Here is a 14,910-nt window from a genome sequence, read left to right as displayed (position 1 = left end):
TTCCAGTAATTCCTATTTTAACGAAGCGGTTCAACGATCTACCGATCTGATCAAGCTAAGAGCGGAGTTGGAGCTATCCGCCTCTGTTACGATGAGTGAGTTAGTGAACCGCCATCTCCACGCATTTAGGCTCGGAAGCCTCACGAAATGAGGGTATCGAGACAAGGCGATTTGAAGCAGAATCCCACAGGATAAACTTGAAACAACCCGAAATATCTGCAATTCGCAGGGTTTTTACACCTGTTAGGAGGTGAATATTTTGATGATGGCAGGCTTCGAGGTTGTAATTAGGAATTTTTTCACAGAGATGATGGATATTATGGTAGCCAATATCTGCGGAAAACCACTTCAAAATTGGAGGTAATTCTAAGTAACTACTGCCTTCAATTGCTCCTCGTAAATAATCCCAACCTTCGGTTTTATGGGCATAGGAACCTTCAAAGTTATGTTGGACAAAAAACACACAAATAAACAGGGCTGCGGCACAAGTTAGAGTGATTGAATAAACACTCCAGAAGAAACCCACTCCTAGATAATAACTGAGAAAAATCCAACTTCCCACAACACAAATATTATTGAAAAGCAGATCCCAAAACTCACCCGTTGTATACCAATTTTTCGATTGATAAGATGAAAAACACCCGCTCAAACTAATGTCTGGATATTGTTTCAAGTAAGTTAATAGATGACCGAAAAAGCCATAAATTCCGGCGACTAGAGCCAGTCTGGGTTTAATTGCTAGATAGAAAAAACCACCCGGAAAAATCATCAAAGGGTGTCTAAGAAATTCATACCACCATTGAGCCGATGGACTGAGTTGGGAAAATTCCTCTGTCGAAATTAAAGCAGAGGGCCCCCGATAGCGTTCCCAATCTCCGTTAGTTTTGTGATGATAAGCGTGTCCTCTTGACCAGGGGTATTGAGGAATAGCGTTAATCACACCCAACAGAAAACCAACAACCCGATTAACCTTTTTTGAACTAAACAATGAATAGTGTCCGCAATCGTGCATTAAGGAAAAACAACGCAATGAAAACAGCGTCATTAACACCATAATCGGCGGCAGCAACCACAAGGAAATAGTAGCGGCTTTAACAGCTAAAATCCATAAAAGCACATAAGGAACAACTGTATTTAAGATTTGATAAGTCGCCCATAAGTTGTTACTTTTCATGTAGGGAGAGAGGACAAAATCAGATTTTTTAATCGGGGTTCCTATCATTATAATTTCAATTCATCCTGAAGAATAAAACGCATTTTATTAAGGGGAGTTTAATATCGAGGAATTTGGGAATTAACCAAAACCGAGTAAGCATCAATACCCCCAGTAATATTTTTAACCTTGGTGAAGCCTTGTTTTACCAGCCATTGGCACATTTGGGCAGATCTAACACCATGATGACATAGAACCAAAGTTTCTTGCTCCAAGTCAAGCTGAACTAAAATTTGCTCAGACCATTGACTATATTCGCTCAGGGGATAGTTAATAAATCCCTCAAGTTTTGCCATCGCAACTTCTTGGGGTTCGCGGACATCAATTAATTGAAGTTGGATACTAGGAACGTTTTGGAGTAACTCGTCTAACTCTTCAACGCTAATTTCGGGAATGGGTTGAACAAAAAATTGTGTTGACATAGGGTGATTAATTTTTTCTTATAGTATCATTAATTTGACTCAACTACAGACATATTAGGATTGCTATATTTACTGATTACTGATTAAAGAGAAATAATACTAGAAATACCCCGAATATGCAACTCGACCCTCGGCTTTTCATCTCGATAAAAAACAGTCCCTCGATAATCCCCAGTGGTACTATTAAACGACAGTTGATGACCATCTGCGACTTCTAACGTTAACTCTCCAATTCTGACTTTTCCCTGTTTCCCATCCACATCAATTTGTAAGGCTTTGGAACTATAAATATCGGTCAAGAGTACCCATAAACTATTGTTTCGTTTGGCCCGTTTGACTTGGATATGGCCAATTTGGAAACTAAACGCATCGGCTTCTGGCCCCAAAAGGCGGATTTTTGTACCCGGAGGTAAACCTTGAATGGCATTATCGGGTAAGTTCTCGGAAGCATTAGCGGGGTCGGGGGGGTAAAGTTGTAATAGTTCGGGACTTTCGATTAAATCTAAACGGGGAGGGTCGGCGTTGAGAGTGGCGGGATTGATGTTCCAATCATTGGCTTTTCTAATAATATCTTGGTGAATTTCTTCTGCTCGAATGGGTTCAGAAATTAACGCATAATCTTTTTGTTTGAGTTTCGTGGCTAACCATCGTTCTTTTGCAAAGCGTTGTAGGACAAGTTCACTATTATTAATAAATCGTTCATAAAATTTGAGAGTTGGAACTAATTCTCCAATTTTTTCTAAGGTAATTCCGACTTCAACCACTGCTAACTTTTGCCGCCAGTTAGAAGCGGATAAGGCTTTTTCAATTAAAGCTAAATAGCGACTGCGAAATTCGCGGGCTTGTTCGGGGGTTAAATTGGAGCGAGAAATTTGACGAATTAGTTCAAACCTAAACAGAATAGCTTCTAGTTTACTACATTTTTCAATCGCTGCGATCGCATCAATCCAGTGTTTAATTTTAATTAAATAATCAATCCAATCTCGCAGGCGATTTTGTCGTTCTAAGGCGCGTCCTAGACAATCTAAATGTTTCAGCCATTGTTGACTTCCCGACTTTCCTGATTTTTCCCATTCCACGATAATTCGTTCAAAATCTCCGGCTTTTTCTAAATAGGGTAATCCTTCGGGAAAGCCTGATAATTCCGCTTGAGCAATATTATATTCTCGTTTTTGCGTGGCGCCACTTTCCTGCCAACAACGTACCGCCCGACGTAAATTTCTAGCTCGATAATAACAATCTCCCGCTACTTCTAAAACGCCGTTATATTTGGCTTCATCTAATCCTTCTAAAACTTCTGCAAACCGTTGCCATTCTTCGGGGTCTAAGATTTTTTCCCGCATTAATACCCGAATTTGACGGGTATAATCTTGCACCGCAGCTTTCCAGGCTTTTACTAAACGGTTTTCGGTTGAAATTTGACTGCTTAAACTCTCTTCTAAAAATTGGGTAAATTGTCGAATATGGGGTAAGGTTTTTGAGGTTTGTGCCATAAATTCGACTAAGGGCTGTTCTACAGTTTTTTTCTGAGGAAATTGACCATACCATTCTGCTAAAGCTTGCCAACACATTCCATCCCAAAAACAATCCCAGGCTTCTAATTCTTGACCTCTTTTCAGGAATAAACGCCCCGCTTCTCGAAAGCGTTTATCGAATTTTAGAGCGAAGGCTTCACAGACATCAGCTTTTTCTAAATAGCCTAATTCTCGATAAAATTGTTTCGCCCGTCGCATCGAAGTTGCATCTTTTTGATTACGACCATTTTCTTCAAATTTTTGCGCTTGGGAATTGCGGTTATCTCGTTGTAATCCTCCTAAATTATCCCCCCAACGCACTCCCCCAATATAGGTTTGCCAATTCTCTCGAATGTCAACTTGATTTAACCAATATTCATCATAATGGAGAGACTGATCAGGATCTGTTTCAACGGTAGCATATTGCCATAAACAGCGATCGCCAATTTCTGTATCAATTATTACTAAATCTAACATTCCTCGACTAGCGGCGACATAAAGTTTATTAAAAAAGTATTCTAATTCTAAAGGATGATTTCCGGTTTTTTGAACATAATCAATTAACGGACGTTGCTTAAATTCCTTGGCAAATTGATCGCCAAATTTATATAAAATAACTAAGGGAAATTCTAATCCTTTCGCTTGAATCGCACTTAAAATATTCTTGGGGGGATGTTCTTCGGTAGCATCAGGAAACAAAGGGGATAAAAATTCATCTCGTCGAATATAGTCTAATTCCCCTCCGGCTTCACAGGGAACAATAAAAATCGGAGATTTCTCAATATGTTGTTTTAACGCTTCTGCGGAAAAATTATTCTGTCCAAAAACAAACTTTTGAGGAATGGGAGACTCCAGATAAGATTGCCAAGAATCTTGAGGTTTTAACTCTTGAATTTTAAATAAAATATGTCGCCACAGGTGAATTAAATTAGTGACTTTAACAATAGAAGGACTCGATCTATAATTAGATTCAAGTTCATAAAACGTTATGGTTAAATTCAGTTGTCGCGTCGGGTCTAGGGCGGCTATGACTTGATCAAAAAAGGTCGCTTTAACACTTTCCCAGCGAAACCCCGTGGGGTTTAAAGTTTGAAAAGGATCACCCGCAAAGGCAAAAGGTAAACACCACACAGGCGGATATAAATCACAATGGGAAAAAATTGATAACTGCATAATTAATCGCAGTTCTAAACTGGTAAAATCTTGAGCTTCATCACAAAAAATCGCTGTATAAACGGGTAATTTATCTCGACGGACTTCTAATACTTTTCTAATTAAATCTTGATCATCCCAATAGCCTTCTCTGGTCGTTAATTGATAATACCAAGGCCAAACTTGTTTATAAATCGCTTTAAAAATATCATCAGATAAACTGCGTTCCCGTCGAGGAACTTCTTGATAATCATCCGGGGTCATATACCCTTCATTTTGTCCTGTTAGGGTATAGCCTTTAATAAACGTTCTAATAATATGCCAACACAATTCAGGAGAATAGCGACTATAACGGCGACTACAGCGTTGTCTAAATTCATGAAAACAAATATATTTATCGGGATCAAATTTATCGCTTTCTTCTGGGGGTAATAAACTTAATAGAAATTGCTGAAAGGATTTAAAACAAAGATCAATCGAGGGTTTATTTACTTGTCCATTGGTTTCTAATAAAAACTTATGGTGACTTTTGAGAAGTTTTTCGACTCCTTCCTTGGCTTTTCCTAATAATTGTTCATTGTAAGTTAAAAATAAAGGATGGGGAACTTGGGTTAATTTTTGACGATGTTGTAAATAATATTTTTGATATCGATAACAATAATCAGCAAACAAATAAAATAACATAGTAGATTTGCCACTTCCCGCCCGTCCGTTAATAAAAACGGGGAGGGAACTGCTACTAATTTCTGGCGTAGATAATTCATGAAGAATTTTTTCTTCTTCCATCGATAAAGCCCAATTAATCCCGAATTCCTGTTCAATTTCTAACCAAATTTCGGAATCTCCTAATAAATAATCAGGATAGGAGCGGCGGGTATACCGAGCTAAATCTTCTAAGGTTAATTCTTGGGCTAAAATATTAGTTTGGTTTGAATTTTCCAGAGAATCTGTTAATAATAATTCTGCTGAACCTGTTTCTACAGGCGTTAGATTAAACAGGCGAGTAATTTGACCGACTTCTAGGATATCCTCTGAGTTGGGATAATGATCAAAGGTGGAGAGGAGAAATAAAACGCTGCGGTTGGGAGTATCGGACGTGAGAATCCAACTATAGAGAATATAGCGATTTTGACCCGGTTTCCCGGCAATTTCAATATTAAAAAAGTTGGTTTTTGTAATTTCAATACTCTGTTTATCTTCAACTAAACTATCTACAAGGTCATAATAAGTTCGCCAATGCAGTTGAGTGTCTTGTTGTTTAAATTGTGTTAGCCAAATTTCACTTTCACAAATGACCGCATCGGTCGTATTTTTAATCCAATCTGGCCCTTTTAACCAAATCTGACGTAAATCTTCCGGTAAACTAGGGCGACGAGGAAAGGATTTTTGTTCCTCCCGTTGCGCGTTAATACTATTTTCTAATTCTTTTTGATCAATTAATGAATCAAGATAATCTCTGCCATAGTCGTCAGGATTTCTCAAAAATGCTTCATATTCTTTTCCTCCTCTGGGAAAAACTACTAATAAACATAAAATGGGATCATTTTTGACCCAAAGAATTTTTCCGAGCAAACGCAAATTTCGCACAGGCCGCTTTAAGTAGGGAAAATTCCACTCAAACAGAGCCTGTACCGCCACCGTCCCTTGAGTCTTGAGGGTGACGAGCAATTCCGCCACTTGACTCTGGATGCCCTGGTGTTTCGCTTGTACGTCGAATGTCGGGGTTGTGTAAATTAACATGACTTCGATTTTGACACAATTCGATGGGTGTCACCATAAAGTCATTGTGCGTTATTTAATCGGAAAATATCAAATCAAGCTTGAGGTTGCCCATAAATAAATCCATTTCCCCCTGTTCCAATAAACACCCGTCCAAAAGTGTTCATATCCCCGACAATGACCATCGGGTTCGCAAAAGAGTTCATCGGATGGTCGGCAATTTTAACCCAAGTTTCACCAAAATCACTAGAACGAAAAATACCGCTTTCACCCTTGATCCGTCCATGAATAAACACTGTAGGATAGTTCGCCCCTGGTGCAGCTTTGCCAAAGCTTAACACTTGAGCCTCCTCTACCCCCGCCAGACCGCTAAAATTTTCTCCAAAGTCACTGGAGCGATACAGTCCTTTTTCTTTGAGACTCACCCAGACTTCTCCCGCTATTCCGGGAACGGTTTTAACATTAGCACCATTCCAGATGCCACTGGGTAGGGTTTGATTAGCAATTATCCAAGTTTTGCCCCCATTTTCACTACGGAGAAAATAGCCTTTGCGGTGATGATAAAGATAAAATGTATCGGCTTTTATGGAGTCCGCCGCTAAGGTTTGTTGTCGGTTCCATAAATGGGTATGGGCACCACCTGCGATGTCTGGTTGTTCAAAAAAATCGATTTTAGTCCAGGTTTTTCCCCGATCTTGGGTATAGTAGGGAGGTTGATCATTGGTGGGTTGCCAAACAATATGATCGGGATTAGTGGCAGAAACCGCTACATTTCCAAAGACTAATTTTGGAGGATGGGTTTTATTCTTGATCGAGTCAAATTGCTGCCAGGTTTTCCCCTGATCTTGAGAAAATCCGGCTCTAATTTTATGGGGTTCGTGATGATTTGCTCCCACGGAAACCACAAAATTAGGATGATTAAAACTATAGGCTAATTGGGTTGTGGTATTGAATGTTCCTTGAGCATGGGAGGTTTTGGGAATCTCACAAAAAGACTCATGGCGAAGTCCATCTAAATCAGCGATCGCTGTAATTACACCCTTATCCCCTGGAAGACTCACCGCATCAAAAGCTACGGTTTCCTCTAATCCATTGACCATTCCTGACCAGGTAATTTGATCTTTTGATCCGTCTTCTGTTTTCCAGATTCCGAACCCATTAGTTAACCAAACGTGATGGGAATTTTGCGGGGAAATTGCGATCGCACCGATTAAAGTATAAAAACTCCAATCGGGCCACCAAGAAATTTTATTTAATTGATTTTTTAAGCTCGTCCACTGTTTTCCCCCATCGGTTGAACGATAAATATCATTAGGAGTCATGGGATAGCTACTGACAAAAATAGTATCGGGTTTTTGCGGATCGACCGCGATCGGAGAATAGTTTCTTCCTGATTTTGGAGTAATATCTTCCCAGGTATTATTCGTATATTTTAGTACCTTGCCTTCGGGTTGTTTTTGACTGTGGTAGAAACTGACAATTAATTCACCTTTGCTATTAATAACTCCCTGTTGAGGGACTAATTTAATATCAAAATTATGCTTTAATAATTCCCAGGTTTGACCCGCATTTTGGCTGCGATAAATTCCTTTTCCTGAAACTCCCACATAGATCGTTTTTGTTTTTCCCTCTAGGGTTTCTGATGTTGGGTCAAAAGTTACAAAACTCACCCCAGCTTTTTGATTGGTTTCCGGGTGTGCTTCCCCAATAGGGACTTGTTCAGAGTTAATTTGACTCCAAGATTCTCCCCCATTTTGACTATACCAAAGTCCATTTAAACGGGAAGCGAAATAAACGATATTACTATTTTTAGGATCTACAGCTAAACGTTCTCCTGTCCATCGCCAAAATTCATTTCCTCCCATTGGTAAAGCCAGGTTAAGAATCTGCCAAGATTGTCCTTGATTTTCTGATTTTAAGAGAATACCGGGTTTTAATTTATTATTAGACTGGGTGTAAGCACCTGTAGCGGCATAAATAATATTAGGATTTTGGGGATCAAGGGCAACACTTTCAATATTTAACGGCACTTCTTGAGGCACAGTATCTGATTGGATCAGTTGTATCCAGGTTTGTTTTTCCGGTTGCCAACGATATAACCCGCCGACATCAGTTCTCGCATAAATTAAATTCGCAATTGTGGGATGAATGACTATTCCAGTCACAAATCCTCCTCCCCCCATTCTGAGGTTAGTCCATTGATAACTTTCTCCGGTGGATGTTTTAAATATGGCAAATTCCGGCGCAGGTGAACAGGGTTGCTGTTGTTCTGAAGCAGTGAAAATATTTTGCATAAAAATGACACTCAAAAAAATGAAAGTTGCTAAAATCAATTGCTTAGAGTTTAATCGCCAATTTTCAATCGGTTTCATAGCTAGGGGACTCAATTAGCTGTTACCAAAGGAAATAAGCTGTTAGACACTTCCATGGGGTTATACTTAATTCCTTAGACCCTGCACCCAATTCTAACCCATATTGTCAGAGTTATAACTTATTCCCTCTATTGCTATTGACTTTTTTTCCAATGGCCTAGTGCTTCTCCCTTATGAAGTGCAGAATTTGCTTGAAATGCTACCCATAAATCAACCCCAAAAGCAACACAAGCTAAAGGTAAGAATAATATCGCCTTGAAAAAGGATTTATTCGCTAAACTTTTAAATCTTCGAGTCAAAATGAAATTAGGAATTAACCACCAACTTTTATTAGCAATCATCTTTTGAACCATTTCATCTAGCCATAAAGGATCTTTTTCATTATGATTTTTAATCATTGTTCCAATATCCTCTTGATCTTTCTGATTTAAGAAGGACTCAGAAACCAATTCACCAACTATTTGTCCAATCATCAACCATTTTTGATGCCGGAGTAAACTCGAAATACTGGTATAGGCTTCAAAGATATGGGAAGCTGATGGTGCTTGAATTACCCGCTCTGGATTTTCTGCTTCTTTGAAACCATTTGTGACAATCATACTATATAAAAAACTATCTTGAGTCGGCAGGGTTTTGGGTAGCCAAATCCGACGCATAATGTTAGCACGACCCAGATAAAGCTGACCACACAACCAGGAAGGCTTACCTTCACTTGCTTTATTTCCAGATAGACTAGACACCTTTTCTGAAAGAAATTCTAACGGATTTTTATTGGTTTTTAAGCTAACATCTTTGATTGGTTTATCCATGGCTATCCAGGTTTCTGAACTGGTTTCTAACAGTTGCAGCATGGAGGTCAAAGTTTGGGGATTGAGGATAGTAATATCAGCATCCATTAAAAATAAATAATCCGCATTCGGATTGGAAAAACGATGGACAAATTCATTCCAAGCATTGGATTTTCCTGGGCGTTCTATTTCATAAATAGACCATTTAACGTGGGTGTGAATATCAGGCTTGACCAGATTTTCTAAGGTTGTGGCCGCAATGCTGGCTGTTTGATCTGTACAGGCATTAGGAATGACATAAATTTTAATATCGAGATCGGGATTAGGCTGAGTAAATAAACTTTGTTGAAATAAAGAATCCAGCATTTTAGGGATGAAATCAGCTTCATTATAAGCTAATATGCCAATACTAATATTCATGTTTATGTTTCCTTCAGAACTGGGTTTCAAGTTAAAAAAGTAGATGCTAATGTCAGGAAGAGAATCGGGAACAGGGACAATACTTCTGATTGTTTCATTTTGCAACAGGCAATTGACAAGTTGATGAAAATGTACTATGTTTGAACAGATGAATTTAACTTTGTCTTTAGTGATCGTTATTCAACTCAAGCAGATCATAATAGCAATTTTAGAGAATTGCTATCTGGACTGCGATTAAAATTAAGAATTGGGGTGCTGAGTTCCAGGGTGTTCATAGTTAACTCTGGTTTTTCGCTAAGAAGAACCAGCCTTGGTTGTCTATAGTAATATATTACCAGACTGATAAACAAATGAGAGAAACATCTTTAGTTTTTGCCTCTCCTCAAATCCATCAAGCTGAAATTAAGGAAAATTGGGCCAAAAACAAAAAATAGAAAGTGGGTATTTACCCTAAAATGCGAGTTAACTCTATTTAAGTAAGCAATTATCAATCATGAATGAATTAGCTATTTTCGGCTATCCACCAGCCTTTAGCGAAAAACTCTATGTCGGTCGTCCAAATATTGGGAACCGCGATCGCTTTTTACAACGGATTAACGACCTTTTAGATAGGAAATGGCTGACCAACAACGGTGTGTACGTCCAAGAGTTAGAGCAACGTATTGCTGAAATGTTGGGAGTCAAACACTGTATTGCTATGTGTAATGGAACAATTGCCTTGGAAATCGTAATCCGGGCAACGGGACTTAAAGGTGAAGTGATCATTCCTTCATTCACCTTTGTTGCCACCGCCCACGCCCTACAATGGCAAGAAATCACACCCGTTTTTTGTGACATAGACCCCAAAACCCATACGATTAATCCCTGGCGAGTCGAGGCTTTGATTACTCCCCGCACCACAGCAATTATGGGAGTACACCTATGGGGTCAACCTTGCAATGTAGAAGCCCTAACTCAAATTGCTCAGAAACACAACCTCAAGCTCCTATTTGATGCTTCCCATGCCCTAGGATGTTCTTACCAAGGCAGGATGATTGGCAACTTTGGTGAGGCGGAAGTATTTAGTTTCCATGCCACCAAGTTTATTAATACATTTGAGGGGGGTGCTGTTGTCACCAATAATGACGAATTAGCAGATAAAATTCGTCTGATGAAAAACTTTGGCTTTGCTGCTGGTTATGACAATGTTATTTATATCGGCACCAATGGCAAAATGGATGAACCCTCAGCCGCAATGGGATTAACATCTTTAGAAAGTTTAGAAAAGTTTATCACTATTAACCAACATAACTATGAACAATATCAGCAGGAATTAGAAAGAATTCCGGGTATTTCTTTATTTGCTTATGAAAAAAATGAAAAATGTAACTATCAATATGTTGTTTTAGAAGTTGATGAATCCCTAACTCAAATCAGTCGTGATCAGTTAGTGGATATTCTTCATGCTGAAAATGTAATAGCTCGCCGTTACTTTTATCCGGGTTGTCATCGCATGGAACCCTATCGTTCCTATTTTCCCCATGCGGGATTACTGCTTCCTGAGACTGAAAAATTAGCTCAACGAATTATTGTCCTGCCTACGGGTACGGGAGTCAGCTTAGAAGACATCAAAAAGATCTGTAACATTATTAGATTATCGGTTGCTAACGGCCAAGCTATAAAAGAAGGCTTGGAAAAAAAACACCTCAATCCTAATCTTGTTCTGTGAATTTTGTTCTTATGAATAACGGAACAGGCAACTACGATTGTTTGTAGTATAATTTCATTTGATTTCTGGGGGAAATTTATGCCTAAAGTTTCTGTAATTATTCCGGCTTATAATGCGGAAAATACGATTGTAGAAACAATCGAATCGATTCAAAAACAAACGCTTTCAGATTTTGAAGTGCTAGTGATTGATGATGGTTCTAAAGACAAAACCATAGAGCTAGTTAAGCAAATTACTGACCCACGAGTTCAGGTATTTGCTTATCCGAATGGTGGGGTTTCCGTCGCTAGAAATCGGGGTATTGAACAGGCGAAGGGTGAATTTATTGCCTTTATTGATAATGATGATTTATGGACAGAAGATAAATTAGAGTTACAAATTGCCGCCTTAGAACAACATCCTGAAGCCAGTGCTGTCTATAGTTGGACGGTGAATATGATGGATGATGGAGAATCCATTTCCTTTGTCCAAGGCACCGAATCAACGGTGGAAGGAAATATTTATCCTGATTTATTGTTAGGTAATTTTATCGGCAGTGGTTCTAATATTTTGGTTCGTCGGGAAGTGATTGATGTTGTCGGTGGATATGAACCTAATCTCGCATTTTCCGACTGGGATTTTTGTTTGCGAGTGGCTGCTAAATTTCAGTTTGTCGTTGTTCCTAAACCCCAAATTTTGTATCGGAAAATAGCGGGTTCGATGAGTTCTAAACTTGATGCAATGGAGAAAGAAGGTTTACGCGCTTTAGAACGAGCCTATCAGACAGCACCCCCAGAATTACAACATCTCAAAAATCGTAGTCTAGCCTTTCTGCATCGATATCTGGCTGACTTATGTTTAGCCCATGATACAGATGCCAAAGGACTTGATGCTGCTCAGAAGAATTTATGGCAAGCTGTTAAACTCTATCCCCAAATTCTTCAGGAAAGATATGCTCAAAAATTGATCATTAAATTACTGATCAAACGATTATTACCCGGTAATCTTTCCAATTCTGTCATTCAAGGTCTGAAAAAGCAAATATCCTGTCCTGACCCGCGAGTTGAGCCAAAAAGTTAATCTTTTTTGGGGAACGGGACTTCAGAGATTTGTTTTAAAATTCTATTAGGGTTAAACGATTGTTAACCCTAGTTTGACAGAAGATCGTTGAGATGGTAATTGTTTCCAGCACTCAACTACATTCAACGGATGTCAGCACCCCGCACTCTCTGCGACGGAGCGCAGGCTTCGCGCCTGGTGCCTTACTCCTTGCGTGATAGTTCGTACCCGCCTAAATGATTAGATTTAAGTTGGATTAAACTTGGGTTAAAATTAGGTTTAAATTAGGTTAAATTTGGGTTATAATGATTTCCTAAATTAGGAGATTTGAGGATGGAATTTAATTTAGGAAACTTAATTTTAAATTTGCGTCAGCAGGCAAAAGTGGCATGGCCGAGTATGGTCAAGATTTATATCAGTGCTGTTGTCGTACTGATGATTGCTATAATTGTCGGTAGAATCGCGGGTCTGACTTCTTATGTCTTAATTTCTGACCCGGCTGAAAGCAACCATTTATCGCCTTATACCGGATTAATTTCTAATTTATGTATTTTAGGTTGGGGTGCTAGTGCGGCGATTTGTATATTTACCGCCTTTGTGACTCAATTAAACGAATATTTCTATCAGCGATGGTTCAAATTTTTTCTAATTTCTGGTATCTTTAGCACTTGGTTAGGTTTAGATGATTTGCTACAAATTCATGAGTCTATTGGCGAATTTCTGGGGGAGTTGGCAGGTGCTAATAACCCCCTGCTGGACAACCTCTTAGAAGGTGTGGTTTTTATCATCTATTTTGGCTTATTTGTTGTTTATACCGTCTACTTCAGAAAGCATATTCAACGAACCGAGTATCTGTTTTTGATTTTAGCATTTGGCTTATTTGCTTTTTCTATTGCTATTGATACCTTGATCTCGGATACTGCATTTTCAGGAAAATATCTGCTTGAAAAAACACCTAAGTTTTTGGGCATTGTCAGTTGGTTAATTTATTTTTCCAGAACAGGAATATTATCTATTCAAAAATATCTATTTACTCCTAGCCGTGTGGAGTAAAACCAGATGCACCTTCCCAGGTAAAATCCCAGAAAATGGAAAATTCTTCGGAATTTCATGGTGTTGCCTTAATCAACTTTTTTAAACATTTTTACTCTCAATCTTGCTGATAGAATCTCTATAGAGAATAAAATCTTTTGAGCCTTTATAGCTAACAATTTTAGCAGGAATTCCCACGGCTACGGCTTGATCTGGTAAATCTTTGGTAACGACGGCATTTGCTCCAATTGCCACATCATTCCCGATCTTAATCTTACCAAAAATTTTGGCTCCTGGCCCAATAAAAACGCGATCGCCAATCACAGGACAACCGGAATTTTCTCCTCTACCTCCAACCCCAATGGTTACTCCTTGACTAATATTGCAATTTTCCCCAATTTTAACATCCTGATTAATAATAATCCCCCCAAAATGACCAATATAAAACCCTTTGCTAATTTGGGTTGTAGCCGGAATATCAATCCCCGCTATAATCTCAATAATTTTGTGCCAAATAAATCCCACGGTTTTGAGAATTTGTTTAATCATAGGAATCTGAACTTTCGTTCTCACCCAATGACTAAAACGATATTCCGCTAAAGCCCATAGCCCTTGTTTTGTTAAGACAAGATAGAGCCAAGATCCACTTTGAGTTACAACATACCGATCAATATCGGCTTTATAGTCTTCTAACATTGTCTCTACAATTCAATAATTTTTCCCAAGTTAATACAGGTAAAACTCCTGTTGAATTTCTGGAGTTAAAGGACGAGTAATCATCTTTTGATAAGCTGTTTTCAGATAAAGTTGTAACTTATTTTTTAAGTCAAACCCTTTTTTTGCCTGGGAAAGTTGATCTTGACTCCACCACATATTTTCCCCATTATCTGTAATATAAACCATCCCTGGAAAGGGTAATTCTTTTAAGGGCGTTCCCCGACGTTCTAAGATATCCGCCGTATCTCGATGGTACAAAATAAAATTATCCCGTCTCACCTCTGCTAAGGGAATTGTTAGATCGGGTTTGAGTAAATCCATTCTGATAATATGACTGGTATTAGTTCTCAAATGCAAACCTTTACTTCTATATTTAAGTTGTTGAATATCTTCTCGGTATTCATAACCCTTACCAATAAACCAACCATTTTGATCAATATTTTGATCCACATATTCAACTAAACGGTTGCTTACACAATCATCTGCATCCACAAACATGAGATGAGAGGGATTCATGCTGTCAGCTTCTATCATCCCTAACAGCATTTTACACATTTTGTCTTTTTCTTTACTGACATAATCATCACCCGGAAGGGGTAAATCAACACTCAAATAGCGAACTTTAGGAGGAGAAAAAGATAACTCCGGTTTTTCGTGACAAACAATAATTACTTCAAAATTAGATGAAGTTTGATTACAGACCGATTTTAAAGTTCGTTCTAATAACTGACAGACTCGTTCCCAAGAACTGGAAAGTCGGGAACTTTTTAAAGGAATAATAAAAACTAACATGATGGATTCCTAAAATAAATCAA

Annotated in this window: 10 protein-coding genes; 3 read left to right on the top strand and 7 right to left on the bottom strand. The window is 38.6% G+C overall.

Features of this window, described 5'->3' with window-relative positions; genetic code table 11:
- Nucleotides 1–100: 100 nt before the first annotated feature.
- From PL8927_RS03125 to PL8927_RS03105, 5 genes are all read right to left on the bottom strand, one after another.
- Nucleotides 101–1,222: a fatty acid desaturase gene (locus PL8927_RS03125; RefSeq protein WP_231505898.1), complete on the bottom strand. Its 1,122-nt coding sequence runs from the start codon at nt 1,220–1,222 to the stop codon at nt 101–103.
- A gap of 50 nt (nt 1,223–1,272) precedes the next feature.
- Nucleotides 1,273–1,635 (bottom strand): rhodanese-like domain-containing protein, encoded by a 363-nt coding sequence (locus PL8927_RS03120; protein WP_083617523.1) that lies wholly within the window; start codon nt 1,633–1,635, stop codon nt 1,273–1,275.
- 83 nt (nt 1,636–1,718) lie between these two features.
- Nucleotides 1,719–6,041: an aldo-keto reductase family protein gene (locus PL8927_RS03115; RefSeq protein WP_083617521.1), complete on the bottom strand. Its 4,323-nt coding sequence runs from the start codon at nt 6,039–6,041 to the stop codon at nt 1,719–1,721.
- A 74-nt stretch (nt 6,042–6,115) separates the two neighbouring features.
- Nucleotides 6,116–8,392 carry a WD40/YVTN/BNR-like repeat-containing protein gene (locus tag PL8927_RS03110; RefSeq protein ID WP_083617519.1) on the bottom strand — a complete coding sequence of 759 codons (2,277 nt, stop codon included), beginning with the start codon at nt 8,390–8,392 and terminating at the stop codon, nt 6,116–6,118.
- A 134-nt stretch (nt 8,393–8,526) separates the two neighbouring features.
- The gene (locus PL8927_RS03105; RefSeq protein ID WP_083617516.1) at nt 8,527–9,600 is read right to left on the bottom strand and encodes a glycosyltransferase family 2 protein; all 1,074 of its coding nucleotides are present in this window, start codon (nt 9,598–9,600) and stop codon (nt 8,527–8,529) included.
- A gap of 493 nt (nt 9,601–10,093) precedes the next feature.
- Between PL8927_RS03105 and PL8927_RS03100 the strand changes: the two genes are divergently transcribed.
- The 3 genes from PL8927_RS03100 (at nt 10,094) to PL8927_RS03090 (ending at nt 13,399) form a co-directional block, all read left to right on the top strand.
- Nucleotides 10,094–11,308, top strand: a complete 1,215-nt coding sequence (locus PL8927_RS03100) for an aminotransferase class I/II-fold pyridoxal phosphate-dependent enzyme (protein ID WP_083617512.1) — start codon at nt 10,094–10,096, stop codon at nt 11,306–11,308.
- 78 nt (nt 11,309–11,386) lie between these two features.
- The gene (locus tag PL8927_RS03095) at nt 11,387–12,367 is read left to right on the top strand and encodes a glycosyltransferase family 2 protein (RefSeq protein WP_083617510.1); all 981 of its coding nucleotides are present in this window, start codon (nt 11,387–11,389) and stop codon (nt 12,365–12,367) included.
- Between the two features lie 312 nt (nt 12,368–12,679).
- The gene (locus PL8927_RS03090; RefSeq protein WP_083617508.1) at nt 12,680–13,399 is read left to right on the top strand and encodes a hypothetical protein; all 720 of its coding nucleotides are present in this window, start codon (nt 12,680–12,682) and stop codon (nt 13,397–13,399) included.
- A gap of 81 nt (nt 13,400–13,480) precedes the next feature.
- Here PL8927_RS03090 and PL8927_RS03085 read toward each other — a convergent pair whose 3' ends face one another.
- Both PL8927_RS03085 and PL8927_RS03080 read right to left on the bottom strand, forming a co-directional pair.
- On the bottom strand, nt 13,481–14,074 hold the full coding sequence (locus tag PL8927_RS03085) for a serine O-acetyltransferase (protein WP_083617506.1): 594 nt from the start codon (nt 14,072–14,074) through the stop codon (nt 13,481–13,483).
- Between the two features lie 30 nt (nt 14,075–14,104).
- Nucleotides 14,105–14,887 carry a glycosyltransferase family A protein gene (locus PL8927_RS03080; protein WP_083617503.1) on the bottom strand — a complete coding sequence of 261 codons (783 nt, stop codon included), beginning with the start codon at nt 14,885–14,887 and terminating at the stop codon, nt 14,105–14,107.
- Nucleotides 14,888–14,910 lie beyond the last annotated feature (23 nt).

It is taken from the genome of Planktothrix serta PCC 8927 (genome assembly GCF_900010725.2).
Taxonomy (GTDB): Bacteria; Cyanobacteriota; Cyanobacteriia; order Cyanobacteriales; family Microcoleaceae; genus Planktothrix; species Planktothrix serta.
The sequence above is the reverse complement of the archived record's forward strand: the minus strand, read 5'-3'. Positions and strand labels throughout refer to the sequence as shown.

Coding starts and splice junctions, on each gene's coding strand:
- PL8927_RS03125 (WP_231505898.1), bottom strand. CDS start 1,222: ATGATAGGAACCCCGATTAAAAAATCTGATTTTGTCCTCTCTCCCTAC.
- PL8927_RS03120 (WP_083617523.1), bottom strand. CDS start 1,635: ATGTCAACACAATTTTTTGTTCAACCCATTCCCGAAATTAGCGTTGAA.
- PL8927_RS03115 (WP_083617521.1), bottom strand. CDS start 6,041: ATGTTAATTTACACAACCCCGACATTCGACGTACAAGCGAAACACCAG.
- PL8927_RS03110 (WP_083617519.1), bottom strand. CDS start 8,392: ATGAAACCGATTGAAAATTGGCGATTAAACTCTAAGCAATTGATTTTA.
- PL8927_RS03105 (WP_083617516.1), bottom strand. CDS start 9,600: ATGAATATTAGTATTGGCATATTAGCTTATAATGAAGCTGATTTCATC.
- PL8927_RS03100 (WP_083617512.1), top strand. CDS start 10,094: ATGAATGAATTAGCTATTTTCGGCTATCCACCAGCCTTTAGCGAAAAA.
- PL8927_RS03095 (WP_083617510.1), top strand. CDS start 11,387: ATGCCTAAAGTTTCTGTAATTATTCCGGCTTATAATGCGGAAAATACG.
- PL8927_RS03090 (WP_083617508.1), top strand. CDS start 12,680: ATGGAATTTAATTTAGGAAACTTAATTTTAAATTTGCGTCAGCAGGCA.
- PL8927_RS03085 (WP_083617506.1), bottom strand. CDS start 14,074: ATGTTAGAAGACTATAAAGCCGATATTGATCGGTATGTTGTAACTCAA.
- PL8927_RS03080 (WP_083617503.1), bottom strand. CDS start 14,887: ATGTTAGTTTTTATTATTCCTTTAAAAAGTTCCCGACTTTCCAGTTCT.